At 70.4% G+C, this 16963-nt stretch carries 17 protein-coding genes and 2 tRNA genes; 13 read left to right on the top strand and 6 right to left on the bottom strand.

The genetic code is table 11. The annotated features are described in order from the left end of the window. Positions 1-8 precede the first annotated feature (8 nt). Positions 9-755, top strand: coding sequence for a DUF3566 domain-containing protein (locus ACFY2Z_RS12825; RefSeq protein ID WP_390744205.1), 747 nt, complete (start codon positions 9-11; stop codon positions 753-755). A gap of 122 nt (positions 756-877) precedes the next feature. Then, a tRNA-Ile gene (locus tag ACFY2Z_RS12820) sits at positions 878-954 on the top strand. A 398-nt stretch (positions 955-1352) separates the two neighbouring features. Here the strand turns inward: ACFY2Z_RS12820 and ACFY2Z_RS12815 are convergent. Beyond that, positions 1353-1718 (bottom strand): DUF6344 domain-containing protein, encoded by a 366-nt coding sequence (locus tag ACFY2Z_RS12815; protein WP_390744204.1) that lies wholly within the window; start codon positions 1716-1718, stop codon positions 1353-1355. A gap of 336 nt (positions 1719-2054) precedes the next feature. Here ACFY2Z_RS12815 and ACFY2Z_RS12810 point away from each other — a divergent pair, with 336 nt between their 5' ends. Beyond that, a complete protein-coding gene (locus ACFY2Z_RS12810) occupies positions 2055-2183 on the top strand; it encodes a DLW-39 family protein (protein ID WP_003999697.1) in 129 nt (42 codons plus the stop codon). 268 nt (positions 2184-2451) lie between these two features. After that, on the top strand, positions 2452-3789 hold the full coding sequence (locus tag ACFY2Z_RS12805; protein WP_390744203.1) for a hypothetical protein: 1338 nt from the start codon (positions 2452-2454) through the stop codon (positions 3787-3789). Between the two features lie 117 nt (positions 3790-3906). Here the strand turns inward: ACFY2Z_RS12805 and ACFY2Z_RS12800 are convergent, their stop codons facing one another. Together ACFY2Z_RS12800 and ACFY2Z_RS12795 are read right to left on the bottom strand one after the other, a co-directional pair. After that, positions 3907-5583 (bottom strand): protein kinase, encoded by a 1677-nt coding sequence (locus ACFY2Z_RS12800; protein ID WP_390744202.1) that lies wholly within the window; start codon positions 5581-5583, stop codon positions 3907-3909. Positions 5584-5671: 88 nt separating this feature from the next. Further along, positions 5672-6220 carry a helix-turn-helix domain-containing protein gene (locus tag ACFY2Z_RS12795; protein WP_390744201.1) on the bottom strand — a complete coding sequence of 183 codons (549 nt, stop codon included), beginning with the start codon at positions 6218-6220 and terminating at the stop codon, positions 5672-5674. Positions 6221-6401: 181 nt separating this feature from the next. On the opposite strand from ACFY2Z_RS12795, the gene ACFY2Z_RS12790 reads away from it, so the two are divergent. Then, positions 6402-6474 (top strand) — tRNA-Ala (locus tag ACFY2Z_RS12790). Between the two features lie 472 nt (positions 6475-6946). On the opposite strand, the gene ACFY2Z_RS12785 is transcribed toward ACFY2Z_RS12790, so the two are convergent. Beyond that, the gene (locus tag ACFY2Z_RS12785) at positions 6947-7642 is read right to left on the bottom strand and encodes a DUF5324 family protein (protein ID WP_390744200.1); all 696 of its coding nucleotides are present in this window, start codon (positions 7640-7642) and stop codon (positions 6947-6949) included. Between the two features lie 472 nt (positions 7643-8114). Between ACFY2Z_RS12785 and ACFY2Z_RS12780 the strand changes: the two genes are divergently transcribed. Together ACFY2Z_RS12780 and ACFY2Z_RS12775 are read left to right on the top strand one after the other, a co-directional pair. After that, positions 8115-8648 (top strand): peptidylprolyl isomerase, encoded by a 534-nt coding sequence (locus ACFY2Z_RS12780; protein WP_311693760.1) that lies wholly within the window; start codon positions 8115-8117, stop codon positions 8646-8648. A gap of 97 nt (positions 8649-8745) precedes the next feature. After that, positions 8746-9657 carry a rhomboid family intramembrane serine protease gene (locus ACFY2Z_RS12775; RefSeq protein ID WP_390744199.1) on the top strand — a complete coding sequence of 304 codons (912 nt, stop codon included), beginning with the start codon at positions 8746-8748 and terminating at the stop codon, positions 9655-9657. Positions 9658-9961: 304 nt separating this feature from the next. Here ACFY2Z_RS12775 and crgA read toward each other — a convergent pair whose 3' ends face one another. Beyond that, on the bottom strand, positions 9962-10216 hold the full coding sequence (crgA, locus tag ACFY2Z_RS12770) for a cell division protein CrgA (RefSeq protein ID WP_390744198.1): 255 nt from the start codon (positions 10214-10216) through the stop codon (positions 9962-9964). A gap of 142 nt (positions 10217-10358) precedes the next feature. On the opposite strand from crgA, the gene ACFY2Z_RS12765 reads away from it, so the two are divergent. From ACFY2Z_RS12765 to ACFY2Z_RS12740, 6 genes are all read left to right on the top strand, one after another. After that, a complete protein-coding gene (locus ACFY2Z_RS12765) occupies positions 10359-11150 on the top strand; it encodes a DUF881 domain-containing protein (RefSeq protein WP_390744197.1) in 792 nt (263 codons plus the stop codon). 31 nt (positions 11151-11181) lie between these two features. Continuing rightward, positions 11182-11862: a class E sortase gene (locus ACFY2Z_RS12760; RefSeq protein ID WP_390744196.1), complete on the top strand. Its 681-nt coding sequence runs from the start codon at positions 11182-11184 to the stop codon at positions 11860-11862. Positions 11863-11914: 52 nt separating this feature from the next. Continuing rightward, positions 11915-12076, top strand: a complete 162-nt coding sequence (locus ACFY2Z_RS12755) for a hypothetical protein (protein ID WP_390744195.1) — start codon at positions 11915-11917, stop codon at positions 12074-12076. Further along, entirely contained in the window at positions 12073-12711 is a 639-nt protein-coding gene (locus ACFY2Z_RS12750) for an aminodeoxychorismate/anthranilate synthase component II (protein ID WP_390744194.1), read from the top strand. The genes ACFY2Z_RS12755 and ACFY2Z_RS12750 overlap by 4 nt, the downstream gene beginning before the upstream one ends. Beyond that, complete coding sequence (locus tag ACFY2Z_RS12745) at positions 12708-13871, top strand: class E sortase (protein ID WP_390744193.1); 1164 nt, start codon at positions 12708-12710, stop codon at positions 13869-13871. Before ACFY2Z_RS12750 ends, ACFY2Z_RS12745 begins: the two co-directional genes overlap by 4 nt. 93 nt (positions 13872-13964) lie before the next feature. Next, complete coding sequence (locus ACFY2Z_RS12740) at positions 13965-14729, top strand: class E sortase (protein ID WP_390744192.1); 765 nt, start codon at positions 13965-13967, stop codon at positions 14727-14729. 159 nt (positions 14730-14888) lie between these two features. Here ACFY2Z_RS12740 and pknB read toward each other — a convergent pair whose 3' ends face one another. Continuing rightward, positions 14889-16871: a Stk1 family PASTA domain-containing Ser/Thr kinase gene (gene pknB, locus ACFY2Z_RS12735; protein ID WP_390744191.1), complete on the bottom strand. Its 1983-nt coding sequence runs from the start codon at positions 16869-16871 to the stop codon at positions 14889-14891. Between the last annotated feature and the right edge of the window lie 92 nt (positions 16872-16963).

Genomic DNA, 16963 nt, shown 5'->3' with positions numbered 1-16963 from the left:
GAGTCAGCGTGAGCGGAGCCACGGGCGCCGGATCGACCGGTACGGACACGGACGGCGGCGGCCGTGGCTCCGCCACGGACTCGACGCACTCCCATGAGTCTCATGGATCCCAGGGGGGAACTGTGACGGACACCCGAGGCCCGCAGACCCAGCAGTACGAGGCTGGAGCGGGTCCGGCCGCTCCGGGCGCCGCTCCGGCCGCGCAGCAGGCCGCGCCGGAGGCACAGCCGGCCGCGGCACCGGCCGACGTCTCACCCCTGCCGGGGGAGCGCCGGTCGCAGCAGGCCGCGGGGCCCTACCACCCGCCGCAGGCCTACCAGGCGCAGCAGCAGCCGGCGGCAGGCGCCGTGCGCCGTCCCCGGACCGGCGCGAGCACCACTCCCCGCACCCGCAAGGCGCGGCTCAGGGTGGCGAAGGCCGACCCGTGGTCGGTGATGAAGGTCAGCTTCCTGCTCTCCCTGGCGCTCGGCATCTGCACGATCGTGGCGGCCGCGGTGCTGTGGATGGTCATGGACGCCATGGGTGTCTTCTCCACGGTCGGCGGGACGATCTCGGAGGCCACCGGCTCGAACGATTCGAACGGCTTCGACCTCCAGTCGTTCCTGTCCCTGCCGAACGTCCTCATCTTCACGACGGTCATCGCGGTCATCGACGTGATCCTGGCGACCGCCCTCGCGACGCTCGGCGCGTTCATCTACAACCTCTCCGCGGGCTTCGTGGGCGGCGTCGAGCTGACGCTGGCGGAGGACGAGTGAGCGGGACCTGAAGGGGCGCGACGGCCCGGCCGTCCGCCCCCGGGTAACCGATTTTGGGACTTCCCACGTCGTGCGCTAATCTTCAGGGGTCAGCGCGCGGGACACACACCGCAAAGCGCGGCGGGGCTATAGCTCAGTTGGTTAGAGCGCATCCCTGATAAGGATGAGGCCACAGGTTCAAATCCTGTTAGCCCCACCAGCACGAGGACCCCCGACCGATCAAGGTCGGGGGTCCTCGGCATTTACGGCGCACATCAAGAAAGCCGCCTTGCGTCCCCCTGTGACCTGCCCGGATGCCTCCCGTCCGGAGTCGGCGAGAGTGATCGACGTCGTGCTGACGCCGAGAGTGGGCGATTTCCTGCCGGTGGATCCGGCGTCCCGTGGATGGGCAGGGTCTGATCCTCACTCGGCGGTCCCACGGACATTCCCGCGGGAAAGGACGCATCCGGTTCTGAGCGGCGGCATGTGTCAACGGCCCGGCACCTGGGAGCAGATGCCGGGCCGTTTGCCCTGGGGGTGTTGTTGTACGCAAGATCGCCCGGGGTGGGGCCGCGACGTTTTCTGAGGGGACGGCGGCGCGCGGTCGGAGGGGTCAGGTCAGTGCTGGAGCCGCACGGTCGTTTCGGGAGGATCGGCGGGCCGGCTGGGGGCTCGGAGCGCGCAGCGGGCCAGGCGGAGCGTCGGGGCGGAGACCGGTAGGCGGCCACGGCAGGTCGGGGAGGAACCGTGGGCCTCGGCGCGGATCCGTTGTTTCATCGTGGGGGGCAGGGACCGGTCGCGGGGCCATCGTGTGTGGACCGGTCGCGTCGGTGTCACCTGGGCGCTGGTCGTGTTGCGGGCCGGCTGGTGCTGGGGTACCTCCGCGGCGGCGGTGGTCGTGGTGATGAGTCCCAGCGCGGTGAACAGCGCGAGGAAGGCGGTGACGACGGCGGTCCACAGCTTCAAGACCGTGTTACGGGCCATGACCCCTCACTTTCGGGTCGAGCGATTTGCGTACTTTCCTCATGATGTGTATGGGGGTCGCGAAGTGGTGGACCGACGCCCGTGGCGCGTCGATCTTCGGATGAACACCACTCGGATGGACGCACAGGACCCGGAAAAGTCAGGAAAGGCGCGGGAGGGCGTCGAACATCACACTCTGTGAGGGGTGCTCACGCGGAGATGCGACCAGGGCGCCCGGCCGTACTCGGGTCTGCCGGACCGGAGTTGAGCACCGGCTCAGGTCACCGATCGATATCAATCGGTGTGTATAGTCGGGCGCCAGAAGTCCCCTACGTCAAGGAAAGACGAGGTCGCGCGGTGAAGAAGCTTCTCCTGGTCGCACTGGCCGCCATCGGCGGGCTCCTCGTGTACCGCCAGATCCAGGCGGATCGCGCCGAGCAGGATCTGTGGACGGAGGCGACCGACTCCGTGCCCACGGGTTCGTGAGTCCTCACGGACGACAGACATCAGAGCAGGCCCCGACCGCCGGTGCGGTCGGGGTTTTGTGTTTCCCCGCCTCCTCAGGGGGAGCGTTTCGGCCGCTCGTACGCAATACCGGGATGTCGCCGTGGCCCGCGGGGCAGGATGGGCGGCGGCCCGGGACAGCGGAGCACGGCGGGGGTGCAGCGTGAGGAAGCGGCGTACGGAAGCGGGAGGCGGAGCCCCGCGGCGTAGTCGTACGCCGGCGCACGCGGCCCTGGCGATGTGCGCGGCGATGGCGCTCGGTGCGGCGTCCGTGCTCCCCGCGCAGGCCGCACCGGCCTCCGCGGCCGACGACGGCCCGCCCGCCGCGTACGCGTTCGCCCCCGACGCCCGCACGATCACCGGTGCGACGGGCACCACGGACGCCGCACGCCTGGATCCCGGGCACCTCTACCGCAGCGCACTGCCCCCGGGGGCCAAGCGCTACTACCGGCTCGACCTCGACGCCGCCACCAACGCCTACGTCTCCGCGACGGCCGTGCCGCGGGCGGGGGCCCGGGTCACCTCATCCGACGGCCTCAAGGTGTCCGTGCAGGACGCCGACGGCACCACCTGCTCCTCGGACACCGCGCACTTCGGTCCGACCCAGAGCCCGCACCCGATCGCCGCCTGGGCCTCGCGCGAGACCGGCCCCGGGACCTACGGGTGCAAGGGGGCGGGGCCGTACTACGTGGTCGTCGAACGGCGCGACCTGACCGCCGCCCTGCCCATCGGCTGGGATCTGGAGCTCGACTACGTCTCCGAGCCGGCCCCGCGCCGGACCGGTGCCGTCACCCCGCCCGGCACCTGGAACTCCGCGCCCCCCGAGCCCGTACGCGGCGAGGCCGCGCGGCGCGCGGGAGGGGCCGGCTTCGCCGGGGCGAGCGCGGTGGGGCAGGGCGTCTGGCAGGACGCGATCAGGCCGGGAGAGACCCTCTTCTACAAGGTGCCCGTCGACTGGGGACAGCAGCTCTCCGCCAGTGTCGAGATGGGCAGCTCCGGGGGCGGCGACGGCTATGTCGGCACCGCCCTGGCCATGTCGCTGTACAACCCCGTCCGGGCCTACGTCGAGGACGCCGACGCCGGGTACAGCGGCGCGCAGACCTCGGCGGCACTGGATCCGCTGCCGCCCGTCGACTACGCCAACCGCGGGGCCGTCGGCAGCCGTGCGGGCGGCATGCGGTTCGCGGGCTGGTACTACCTGGCCGTCCACCTCGGGGCGCCCACGGCGGAACGGTTCGGCAGCGGCCCGTTCGGGCTGACCCTGCGGGTGCGGGTGAGCGGGAAACCGGTGCCCGGGCCGGTGTACGCCGGGCGGTCCGCGCCGCGTGATGTGTTCCTGGTCAGGGCCGGGGACCGGGAGGAGGCGGCGGCGGGGGCCGGGACGCGGTCCGACGCGGGTCCGGGCGACGGCTCGGGCGGATCCTCGCCCCGTACCGCTCCGACCCGCATCCGCAAGGTGGCGGCGGCTGACCCCCGCGCGATGACCATGGTCGCCGTGGGCGGGATCGGCACGGGAAGCGCGCTGGTCCTGTGGCTCGGCCTGTGGACCGTGGCCGCCCGTCGGCGGGAGCGCCGCCGGGCGGGGTGAGCGCCGCTCAGATGCGGGTCAGGGCCCAGAAGCCCACCGCGAAGCAGACGAGCGCGAGGAGCAGGACCGGCACGGCGACCTTCGCCGGCGGTCCCGCCGGCCGGGGAGCCGCTCTGCTCAGATGCGGGTGAGGGCCCAGAAGCCCACCGCGAAGCAGACGAGCGCGAGGAGCAGGACCGGCACGGCGACCTTCGCCGGCGGTCCCGTCGGCCGGGGAGCCGCTCTTCGGCCGTGCCGCGCGACCCGCTGCGGCCGGGTGGAGGCGTACGGCGACGGCACGGCCCCCGCGTGGGCGCTCTGCCCGGCGGCGGGCGCCGGGGCCGTGTGCGGGCCGGCGGCGGGCACGTACGTGGGTTCGTGACGTGGGGCGGGTGCCGTGTACGCGGGCGCCGGAGCCGGGGCCACGACGGTGGCGGGGGGCGCGGGTGGCTGTCCGGGCGGCCCCGGCACCGCACCGAGCGCCGCTCGTGGCAGCGGCGGCGGCAGCGGGAAGCTTCCGGTGTCCGACATCGTGGACGGCCGCGCGGGAGGCGTCGGATCGACGGCCGGCCTGGGCGGTACGCCGTCGGGCGCGACCTGCGGTTGTACCGCGGGGGGAGGCGGCCCGGGGGCCATGGCGGGGGTGCCGGGGCCAGGGGGAGGGGGCGTGGGAGGGGCGGCGGGCGCGGGCGTGCCGGACGCTGTGGGTGCGGTGGTCGGGCGTGGGGGGATCGCACCGGTCATGAGCCGTGCCGGTCCGCCCTCGGTCCCGGCGGACGTCGGCCAGGCGGTGCCGTTCGCCCCCGAGCCATGCGCCCGCGAGTCGCTTGCCCCCGTGCCACCTGCCGCGTTGCCCGATGCGTCGAGTGCGCGGCCCGATGCTCCGTCCGCGGCCCCCGATGGGCGTGTGCGCCCCGTCACCCCCGACGCCGTACCCAGCGGTCCCTCGGGCCCGAATCCCGCCGGGAGCGGCCCGAGTTGGTCGAAGATCTCGACCTGATCGTCGTCGTCGCCCGGCTCGGGCAGCAGCTCCCTGGCCGAGCCGAGGGCCTTGCGTGCCCCCGTGGCGGTGCGGAAACGCGCGGCCGGGTCCGGTTGCAGCAGTGTCGCCACGACCTCCCACAGGGGCGCGGGAACGCCGCGCGGTGCCCCGGGAGTGCCATGGGACGCGAAGTGCTCGACCAGGGCCCTGGCGTCCGGTTTGGCGCCCTGGAGCAGATACAGCGCGACCAGGCCCACGGCGAACAGATCGGACGGGAAGTCCGGTTCCGAGCCGAGCAGTTGCTCGGGTGCGAGATAGCCGGGGGTCCCCACGACATAGTCGGTCTCCGTCAGCCGCGGCTCTCCCAGGCGCATCGCGATGCCGAAGTCGGACAGCCGCAGCCGGGGCCGGGCGGTGCCGGTGGCCTCCAGAAGCACGTTGGCGGGCTTGATGTCCCGGTGCACGACACCTTCCGCGTGCACGGCGGCGAGCCCGGACAGCAACTGGTCGAGCAGGGTGCAGACGAACGCGGGAGGCAGCGGGCCGTAGTCCCCGACGAGATGGACCAGCGAGCCCCCGGCGACCAGGTTCATGGTGAACAGGACCTTGTCGTCGTCCGCGGCCCAGCTGGCCGGGGCGAGCACATGGGGATGGTCGATGCGCAGCGCCTGCTCGCGCACGAAGCGCAGCAGCGCGTGGGCGTCTCTCTGCTGCAGGACCTTCGCGGCCACATAGCGGCGCCGCCGGTGGTCCCAGGCGCGCCAGACCGCGCCGACTCCCCCGCGCCCGATGGGATCGACCAGTTCGTACCGTCCGGCGAAGACCTCACCCATGGTCGTACGTCGCTCCCCCTTCCGGACGGCGTCGGGGACTCCCGCGCACCCTCCCCGGCGCGGGAGCCCCCGGCGGCCGAGGTCTCGGCTAGTTCTGGTGGGACTGGTAGTGGGCGACCGCGTCGGAAGTGCGGCCGGCGCCGTACACCCGGAGGAACTCTGCCAGCTCCGGGTGGCTCGGGGCGAGGGTGTCCGCCGCCTCGATGATGTCGCCGGCCGCCGCCACCGAACGCAGCAGTGACTGGATCTCGCGTACCACCCGCTTGACCGTGGGCACTCCCGAACTGCTCGTCGTCTGCGCGGTGTTGTTGAGCACGGTGCCCCCCTGGGACTTTCTGATCTCGTCCATCCGCTCGGTCGCCTCGGCCGCGCTCACACTGCCGTCCGCGACCTGCCCCGCCAGGTCCTGCAGCAGTTGCACCCGCTGGACCACCGCGGGATTGCCGATCTTGGCGCGCTGACCGCTCATCAGCTGTGACAGCATCGGCGCGGACAGGCCCAGTACACCGGCGAGACGGGCCTGGTTGAGGCCGAGATCCTCGATGAGCTTACGGAAGAGCGCCCCCAACGGCTCTCCGTACCAGTTCCGCTGCAGCTCCCGCGCTCTTGCGGTGGCTTCCTGCTGTGCGGCGTCCATTGCGTCTCCCCATCGCTTCCCCAAGTACTGCGGTTCGCTGTCGCGAACCACGACGAGCATCTTACGGAGAGTGGTCGTCCACGGGGACCCCCCACTTTTTTGCGAGATTCCGGGGGTGACCCGGTACGCTGGTGCGCAGCGCCCGGCGATGTGTGTCCGCGTCGGCCGGACGTGCGTACTCGGGGCCTTAGCTCAGTTGGTAGAGCGCTGTCTTTGCATGGCAGATGTCAGGGGTTCGACTCCCCTAGGCTCCACAATCTCGGACCGGTCAGGCGCCCTCGCGGCGGCTGGCCGGTTTTCCTTTGGGGGTGACCTGCACCACTCCTGCCTGTTTGCAGACATTGCATTTCTTTGCGCAAACGATATCGACGCTCGCCGAACTCCGGGCTCCGAGGTGAGGGGCCGGTGAGGTCAGGGGGCCGGTGCGGGGTGGTTTGAGACATCTTGTGTGGGTCGATGTGCCCGGAGGTGCGTAAGCGTAGGGATGCGCTCCGTAAGTGAAGTCTCCACGGAACATGCACACATGAGGCGTTGCAAACGTCATCGCGCGGAGAAAGTGTGGACACCGTCCGGGAGTGAGGGGGAATCTTCCGCTGCCCCTGGGGTGTGTGCGGGCTCCCACGCCGTTCCACGTGAAACATCGCCGGGGCAGCACTGTGGGGCAGGAGTCGTTCAAGTCTCCTGCCCCACACGGGCGTTGAGGTCCGGTGTCGACGCCGTTCGGATTCAGCGGCGGTCGTCGCCGTCCGAGGAATCCTCCTCGGCCTGCTTCGCCTGTACGTCCGGGTCCAGCGAGTCGGTGCCGTCCACCGACGTCAGACGGTCGTCCTGCGGGATCTCGGTCGCGGCGGGAGGCTCCACGAGCCACTCGGGGTTCGCCTGCTTGTCCCACCACTTCCAGGCGGCGAAGGCGCCGGCGGTCAGCAGGCCCAGCAGCCCCAGTCCCTTGAGGGCACGGCCGGCCCTGGCCCGCCGCCGCTGCCGCCGCACCAGCTTCTGGACCTGCTGCGGTGTGACCTGACCGCGCAGCGCGGCCAGCGCCGCGGCTCCACGGGCCGCCGCCTCCTCCCGTACCGGACCGGCGACCGCGACCGCCTGCTCGATCCGCGGGCGGGAGTAGTCGGCTGCCTGACGGGCGGCCTTGAGGGTGTAGGCGGCCGCTTCCTGCGCGGCATGGTCCACCTTGGGTGGCACATGGGTGCGGGCCTGTTCCAGTCGCGGGGCGAGGTGGGCGCCGTACTGGATACGAGCCTGCTCGGCGGCCTGCGACACCCGGGGTGCGAGACGCACGCGCGCCTCGTGTGCGTAGTGCGCTGCCTTGTCCTTGGCCGTGTCGGCGTAGGGCGCCACCACTTCCGCGGCATGCAGCACGCTGTCCTTCGCCGAGCCGGTCGCGGCGCGCACGCTGTCGATGCGGGTCACGGGATTCCTCCTCCTCGGTGGCGTACGGTCATTCGACTTTCCCGCCTTTTACGGATCATGCCTCTCGAAGGACTCCCGAGCATGCGAGGACGGGCATCCGGGTCACAAGGCCATGAGGAGCCGCACGGGGCGCCTCGGGCCGGTACCGGACCGACGACGGACGGGACGATCACATGCATTCGGCTGATCGCGCGCTATAGCGGATGAATACGGGCAACAGGAGCTTGTCCCCGACAATGCCACGGATCGCCGTGCCGCGCCCCCGTGACGGCAGGACCCGGCCTGATTTCCGCTCTCCCGGACTCCGGGGCGGCCCGGAGCCCGGTCCCGGATCCTCCCGGTCGCGCGGTCAGCCGACCGGGGTGTGCCGGGGGAACACACCGCGGATGCGGCCCAGAAGCGGTGGCCGGACGACTCGGGGCGCGTAGCGTGCGAGGATCAGGGAGTCACAGAGGACAACGGAAGGCACATCGTGGCTGAGCAGCTTTACGCCACCCTGAAGACCAACCACGGCGACATCCTGGTCCGGCTCCTGCCGAACCACGCGCCCAAGACGGTCCGTAACTTCGTCGAGCTCGCCAAGGGCGAGCGCGAGTGGGTCGATCCCGCCACCGGTGAGAAGTCCACGAAGAAGCTCTACGACGGCACGGTCTTCCACCGGGTGATCAGCGGCTTCATGATCCAGGGCGGTGACCCGCTGGGCAACGGCACGGGTGGCCCCGGCTACCAGTTCGAGGACGAGTTCCACCCGGACCTCGCCTTCGACAAGCCGTACCTGCTGGCCATGGCCAACGCCGGCCCGGGCACCAACGGCTCGCAGTTCTTCATCACGGTCGCCCCGACGGCCTGGCTGACCCGCAAGCACACCATCTTCGGTGAGGTCGCCGACGCGGCGAGCCAGAAGGTCGTGGACTCCATCGCCACCACCCAGACCAACCCGCGCACGGACCGTCCGGTCAACGACGTCGTCATCGAGTCGGTCGTCGTCGAGTCCCGCGAGGGCTGACCCCACCGGGACACCCCGCACGAGGGAACAAAAGCGCCCCGCCCATCCGTAAGAGGATAGGGCGGGGCCAACCCGTCGTACGGAGAGTGAGGGGACCATGGGCCAGGCGCCAGGCAGTCCGCAGGACCCGCAGAACCAGGGGCCGCACGAGGCCCGGGAGCTGCCGGTCTGCTACCGGCACCCGGACCGTGAGACGGCCATCCGCTGCACCCGCTGCGAGCGGCCCATCTGCCCGGAGTGCATGGTCAGCGCCTCGGTGGGCTTCCAGTGCCCCGAGTGCGTCCGCACCGGGTCCGGTACGGGCCACGCCCCGGCCGCCTCCCAGCCGCGCACGCTCGCGGGCGGCACCGTCACCGCCGACCCCCGGCTGATCACCAAGATCCTCATCGGGATCAATCTGATCGTCTTCCTGCTCCAGCAGGCGCTGGGGGACACGTTCACCGACCGCTTCGCCCTCATCGGGCAGGCGACGTTCTCGATGGGCGGTCCGCTGCAGGGTGTCGCCGAGGGCCAGTGGTACCGGCTGCTGACGGCGATGTTCCTGCACGCCAACTACGTCCACATCCTGTTCAACATGCTCAGTCTGTGGTGGATCGGTGCACCCCTGGAGGCGGCTCTGGGCCGCGCCCGCTATGTCGCGCTCTACTTCACCTCCGGACTGGCCGGCAGCGCGCTCACCTATCTGCTCGCCGCCCCGGTCGAGCCCTCGCTCGGCGCCTCCGGCGCGATCTTCGGGCTCTTCGGCGCCACCGCCGTGCTCATGCGCCGGCTCAGGTACGACATGCGCCCGGTGATCGGTCTCCTGGTGGTCAACCTGATCATCACCTTCGGGTGGGGCAACATCGCATGGCAGGCCCATATCGGGGGACTCGTCGCCGGTGTGGTGGTCGGCTACGCCATGGTCCACGCCCCGCGCGAGCGGCGGAACCTCGTCCAGTACGGGACGTGCGCAGTCGTGCTGGCCGTCGTGGTCGTGATGGCCCTCGTGAGGACGGCCCAGCTCACCTGAGCGGCGTATTCGCACAGGCCGTAGCCCCAGGTTGTACCCAGCGTTGTCCACAGTCTGCGGCGGATCTTGTGCATGCTGTGGGGAACAAGCGTGCCCCCTGTCACCGGCCGGAGTTTTCGCAGGTGGGACAGGGGGCGAACATACTTGCGGAGGCTGGTGATCCCGTCGTACCGGCGTCAACCCCCGATGGGTTATCCACAGATCGTCGTTCTTTTTCCACTGGCCGCCGCCTCTGTGGACAAAAGCTGTGGATAACTCGCCGCAGGATCCCGGGTGAAGCCGTCCACGCAACCGTGCGAGGCCGCTACTTCCACTGTGTGGAGACGCCGAACCCCGCCGCGATGAAGCCGAAGCCCACCACGATGTTCCAGTTGCGCAGTGCGTGGATGGGCAGCGAGCCGTCGGTCACGTAGAAGACCACGATCCATGCGAGGCCGATGACGAACATCGCCAACATGACGGGCGCGACCCAGCCGCGGCTGTCCAGCTTGATGTTCGCGGCCTGCTTGGACGGCGGCGGCGTGTAGTCGGCCTTCTTGCGGATACGTGACTTCGGCACGAGGGTCTCTCCTGTCGATGCGCTGCGTGGCCGCGCAGGGAACGGGGCGGGGCTCCGGGGCAGCGTACAAGGGGACACTGAGCGCTCCCCCGGGCGTCCGTTAGCGTAGTGCTTCCGCGGCGCCTAAGGAGATAAGGGTACGTTGAGCAATACGGCCGACTCCCCCCAGCCGGGTTCCGGTTCCCCCCGAACGGGGACCACGCCCCGGCTGCGGCCCGTGCGTGTCCTCACCGTGGGCGTCTTCGCCCTCGCCGGGCTCCTCTTCTTCACGAGCTTCAACACGGCCAAGGGCACCAACATCCGTACGGACTCCTCGCTGCTGAAGCTCTCCGACCTGATCCACGACCGCAGCCACAAGAACGCCCGTCTCGACGAGTCCAACGCGACGCTGCGCGATGACGTCGAGGGCCTCGCCAAGCGGACCGGTGGCGGCAGCAGCAAGGCCGAGGAGGCCCGGCTCGCGGCGCTGGAGAAGAACGCCGGCACCCAGAAGCTCACGGGCAAGGCCGTCACGGTCACCCTCAACGACGCCCCGCCGGGCGCCACCGCCAAGCTCCCCGGCTACCCCGAGCCGCAGCCCGACTACCTGGTCATCCACCAGCAGGACCTGCAGGCCGTGGTGAACGCCCTGTGGCAGGGCGGCGCCCGCGGCATCAAGGTCATGGACCAGCGGCTGATCTCCACCAGCGCCGTGCGCTGCGTCGGCAACACCCTGATCCTCCAGGGCCGCGTCTACTCGCCCCCCTACAAGATCACCGCGATCGGTGACCCGGACAAGCTGCAGAAGTCCCTCGCCGCCTCGCCCGCGATCCAGAACTACATGGTCTACGTCAACGTCTACGGCCTCGGCTGGAACGTCACCGAGAACGGAACGGTGACTCTTCCCGGCTACTCGGGCACAGTGGACCTGCACTACGCGAAGCCCGTGGAGTAAGGACCGGGAACGGCTGCCGCTGGGGGAACCTGTGCCGGTACGCGTGATCGTCAGGACCGTCAGCGAACTGTGCATCACCGTCGGCACCCTCATCGTGCTCTTCGTGGTCTACGTCCTGCTCTGGACCGGAGTGCGGGCGGACAGTGCCATGCACGACCAGATCGACCGGCTCACCCGGCAGTGGGCGAAGGGCAGGACGACGTCCGGGAGCCCCGCCGGCCCCGGGAGACCCGCCCCGTACGTCCCCGGCAGACCGTTCGCCGTCATGTACATCCCGCGGTTCGGTTTCACGTGGAACAAGCCCGTCCTGGAGGACACCGCCACGGACACCCTCAAGAAGGGACTCGGCCACTACGCGCACACCGCCCAGCTCGGCCAGGAGGGCGACTTCGCGGTCGCCGGACACCGGCGCACCTACGGCGACCCCTTCAAGGACTTCCCGCTGCTGCGGCCCGGCGACGCGATCGTCCTCACCGACGGCACCACCTGGTTCACGTATCGGATCGACAAAGGCCCTTACAAAACCGTGCCCTCGGACGTTGAGGTGATCGACCCTGTGCCACGTAAGTCGGGGTATACGCGTCCGGGACGCTATCTGACGCTGACCACGTGCGATCCGGAATGGGGGCACAGTCATCGCCTGATCGTCTGGGCGCACCTCGATGTCACACAGCCTGTGGACACAGGGAAACCGAAGGCCCTGCGCCGTTAGTCTGGTTGCGTGCGGCGGGAGTCTGGTGCCGTGGTGAGACGAAAGGGACGGCATGTACGGCTGGATCTGGCGGCATCTGCCGGGGAACGCTTGGGTGAGGGCGCTGATCTCGATCGTCCTGGCCCTGGCCGTGGTCTATGTCCTCTTCCAGTACGTGTTCCCGTGGGCCGAAACGCTGCTGCCCTTCAACGATGTGACGGTGGACAACCAGTGAGCGCGCGCATTCTCGTCGTCGACAACTACGACAGCTTCGTCTTCAACCTGGTGCAGTACCTCTACCAGCTGGGCGCCGAGTGCGAGGTGCTCCGCAACGACGAGGTGTCCACCGCCCACGCGCAGGACGGCTTCGACGGCGTGCTGCTGTCGCCCGGGCCCGGCACCCCCGAGGAGGCCGGCGTCTGCGTCGAGATGGTGCGGCACTGCGCCGCGACCGGCGTCCCCGTCTTCGGCGTCTGCCTGGGCATGCAGTCGATGCAGGTGGCCTACGGCGGCGTCGTCGACCGGGCACCGGAACTCCTGCACGGCAAGACCTCCCTCGTCGAGCACGAGGGCAAGGGCGTCTTCGCCGGGCTCCCCTCCCCCTTCACCGCGACCCGCTACCACTCCCTGGCCGCCGAGCCGGAGACGGTGCCGGCCGAGCTGGAGATCACGGCGCGGACGCACGACGGGATCGTCATGGGCCTCAGACACCGCGAACTCCCGGTCGAGGGTGTGCAGTTCCATCCCGAGTCGGTGCTCACCGAGCACGGCCACCGGATGATGGCCAACTGGCTGGCGGAGTGCGGTGACCGGGAGGCCGTGGCGAGGTCGGCGGGGCTCGCCCCGGTGGTGGGCAGGGCCACGGCGTGACCGCGCTGCGCCCCGAGCGCGACACCGCCGCCTCCTACGGGAACGCCGCGGACCAAGGACCCTCGTACGGGCAGCAGCCGTACGAGGGCGGTGGCGCGTGGCAGGGGCAGGCGTGGCAGGGCGCAGGAGGCCACGGTGACCAGCAGTCCTACGGGCAGCAGGCACCGCAGCAGGCACAGGACGCGACAGCGGTTTTCCCGGCGTACGAGGAGCCCTCGGCCGCCGCGTCCTACGACCCGCGCATGCCGGTGGACAGCGAGACGGTCGCGCTGCGCGCCGTGGACCCGGAGGAGGCGCGCCGTGCCGCCGGGGCCGCCGCCCCGCAGGGCGGCCGTGCCGCGCGGCGCAAGGCTGCCGGACGGCACGGACGGCGCGGTGGGGGCCCGACTGGCCCCAGCGGGCCGCAGACGGCCGCTGAGAGCCCTGGGACGGCTTCGGGGGCGCCCAGGTCCCGGGTGGAGGCCCGACGGGCCGCACGGGCCCAGAAGCCCGGTGCCGCGGTGGTGATGAGCCGGCTGGTGGGCGAGCTGTTCATCACCACCGGTGTGGTGATGCTGCTGTTCGTGACCTACCAGCTGTGGTGGTCGAACGTACGGGCCCACCAGGAGGCGGGCAGCGCCGCCCAGCACCTCCAGCAGGACTGGGCGAGCGGCAAGCGGGCACCGGGCGTGTTCGCACCCGGGCAGGGCTTCGCCATCCTGCACATCCCGAAGCTGGACGTGGTCGCCCCGATCGCGGAGGGCACCAGCAAGACCGGGGTCCTCGACAAGGGCATGGTCGGCCACTACGGCGAGGGCAGCCTCAAGACGGCCATGCCGGACGCCAAGACGGGCAACTTCGGGCTCGCGGGGCACCGGAACACGCACGGCGAGCCGTTCCGGTACATCAACCGCCTCCAGCCGGGCGACGCGATCGTGGTGGAGACGCAGGACGACTACTTCGTCTACAAGATGACGTCCACCCTCCCGGTGACCTCGCCGTCCAACACCAGCGTGCTGGCGCCCATACCCAGGGGGTCGGGTTTCACCGCGCCGGGCCGTTACATCACCCTCACCACCTGCACGCCGGAGTTCACCAGCACGTACCGGTTGATCGTCTGGGGCAAGATGGTCGAGGAACGCCCACGCAGCAAGGGCAAGCCGGACGCGCTCATCTCGTAGGGCACGCTACGTTCCGAAGCCGCTCATTTCGTGGGCCGCTCATTGGCGAGGCCCGTGGACGCACGGGCACATGGGACAGACGGGGCAGATGCAGTGGGAGTGACGACCGACCAGGACGAGCAGACCGGCGCGCCCGCGACCGGTCCCGGCTCCCCCTCCGCGCCGCGGCGCCGCGGGTCCGGCCGGATCGCGTTCGCCGTCAGCGTCTTCGGGGAACTCCTCATCACCGCGGGCCTCGTGCTCGGCCTGTTCGTCGTGTACTCCCTGTGGTGGACGAACGTCCTCGCCGACCGCAAGGCGGACCGGCAGGGCGACAAGGTGCGCGACCACTGGGCGGCCGAGAAGGGCAGCGGCCCGGGGGCCCTGGACACCAAGGACGGCATCGGCTTCCTGCACGTGCCCGCCATGCACAACGGCGAGGTGCTGGTCGAGAAGGGCACGTCGACGAGCGTCCTCAACGACGGTGTGGCCGGTTACTACGTCGACCCCGTCAAGGCGGCCCTGCCGATGACGGGCAGGACCGGCAACTTCGCGCTGGCCGCGCACCGCGACGGGCACGGGGCGAAGTTCCACAACATCGACAAGCTGAAGAAGGGCGACCCGGTCGTCTTCGAGACGAAGGACGACTGGTACGTCTACAAGGTCTTCGCGATCCTCCCGGAGACCTCGAAGTACGACGTGAAGGTCCTCACCGCCGTCCCCGAGGAGGCGGGCGTGAAGAAGCCGGGCCACTACATCACCCTGACGACCTGCACCCCGGTCTTCACCTCCGAGTACCGCTACATCGTGTGGGGCGAGCTGGAGCGAGTGGAGAAGGTGGACAGCAAGCGGACGCCGCCGAAGGAACTCCAGGACTGACCCCCCCCGGCTCGCCGGCCGCTTCCGTGGGGTCATGAAGCTCAGGCCGTCGCTGCTGACGTCGATCAGCTGGAGTCCGCGGCGTGGGAACTTCGGTCCGGGTGCGACAGGGGCCCGGCACTCCATGAGTGCCGGGCCCTGATCGCCGATCTACGAAGGTCAGCCGAAGTTGCCGCCGAAGAGGCCGCCGCCGTTCCCGCCGTTGTTGCCGTTGCCCTGGTCCTGGGTGACCAGGGTCACCGAGGTGCCCTGCGGGACCTGGGAGCCCGGGGTGGGGTTGGACCCGACGACGATGGCGTTGGGGTCCTGGGAGCCGGCGATGTTGCCGACCTGGAGACCCGCCTGCTGCAGCGCCTGCTCGACGTCCTTCAGCTTCTGGCCCTGGATGTTCGGCGGGACCTGGACCTGCTGGGCCGCCTTGCCGAACTGGATGGTGACCGTGGAGCCCTTCCTGACCGTGCTGCCCGGCTGGGGGTCGATCTTGACGACCTTGCCTGCCTGGTTCGGGTCGGTGACGTCCACCTCGGCGCAGTTGGCGGTCAGGTTGCTGGCCTGCAACTGCTGCTTGGCGGCGTCACAGTTCGCCGCGGTCGACACGTCCGGCACGGTCGTCGTCGCCGGGGCGACGGCCACGGTCAGCGTGATCGTGGAGTTCTTCTCCTTGTCCACACCGCCCTTCGGGTCCTGCGTGATGACGACACCCGGGGTCTGGTCGGACTCCTGCGTCTTCTGCTCGACCTTGAAGCCCTTGTCCTCGAGCTGGGACTTCGCCTGGTCGAACTGCACACCCCGAACGTCGGGCACCGTCACCTTCGGGGCACCCGTCGACACCACCAGGTTGATCGCGGTGCCCTTGTCGACCGAGGACTTGGCCTTCGGGTCCTGGTCGCAGACACTGCCCTTCGCCTGGTCGTCGCAGGGCCTTCGGGTGATGTTGCCCACCTTCAGGTCGGCGTTCGTCGCCAGTTGCCGCGCGTCCTTCAGGGTCTGTCCCACGAGGTTGGGCACCTCGGTGGAACCGTTGCCCACACCGTTGCCCGTGAACATCCACTTGCCGATGAGGATGGCACCGACCAGCACCAGCACACCGGCGACGACCAGCAGGATCGTCGACGTGTTGGACTTCTTCTGGCGGCGGCGGTCCGGGCGGTCGTCGTAGCCGAAGCCGCCGCCGTCCGGGGTCATCGGCGGCAGCATCGTCGTGGCGCCGGCACCGGGCTCGGCGCGCAGGGCCGTCGTCGCCTGGTCGTCGTGGTAGCCGCCGTAGCCGACGGAGCCCATCGCCGCCGTCGCCGCGACCGGCTGGCCGTCGAGGCACGCCTCGATGTCCTGGCGCATCTCGTCGGCGGACTGGTAGCGGTAGTCCGGGTCCTTGACCAGCGCCCGGAGCACGATCGCGTCCATCTCGGGCGTGATCTCGGGGTCGAAGACGCTCGGCGGCTGCGGCTCCTCGCGCACGTGCTGGTAGGCCACCGCGACCGGGGAGTCGCCCACGAACGGCGGCCGGACCGTCAGCAGCTCGTACAGCAGGCAACCCGTCGAATACAGGTCGGAGCGGGCGTCGACCTGCTCGCCCTTGGCCTGCTCGGGCGAGAGGTACTGGGCCGTTCCGATGACGGCGGCCGTCTGCGTCATGGTCATGCCGGAGTCGCCCATCGCGCGGGCGATACCGAAGTCCATCACCTTGACCTGGCCGTTGCGCGTCAGCATGACGTTCGCCGGCTTGATGTCGCGGTGGACGATGCCGTTGCGGTGGGCGTACTCCAGGCCCTGGAGGATGCCGATGGTCATCTCCATGGCCCGCTCCGGCAGCAGCTTGCGGCCGCTGTGAAGAAGCTCACGGAGCGTGGAGCCGTCGACGTACTCCATCACGATGTACGGGATCGAGACCCCGTCGATGTAGTCCTCACCCGTGTCGTACACCGCGACGATCGCGGGGTGGTTGAGCGAGGCGGCCGACTGGGCCTCCCGGCGGAACCGGGCCTGGAAGGAAGGGTCACGCGCCAGGTCGGCGCGCAGCGTCTTCACTGCCACGGTGCGGCCGAGGCGCGTGTCATGCGCGAGGTAGACCTCCGCCATGCCACCACGACCGAGCACATGGCCCAGCTCGTACCGGCCGCCGAGGCGACGCGGCTCTTCCATAGCTTCCTACCAGCCCTCTCCGTCGGTCCCGACCACACCCGCGTATGGTCCGGCGGTGTGCTGTCCGGGCATACGCTACCCGGCTCGCTTTG

The organism is Streptomyces sp. NPDC001222, from assembly GCF_042896945.1.
In the GTDB taxonomy this organism is placed as follows: domain Bacteria; phylum Actinomycetota; class Actinomycetes; order Streptomycetales; family Streptomycetaceae; genus Streptomyces; species Streptomyces gibsoniae.
This window is presented reverse-complemented; position numbering and strand designations above follow the sequence as displayed.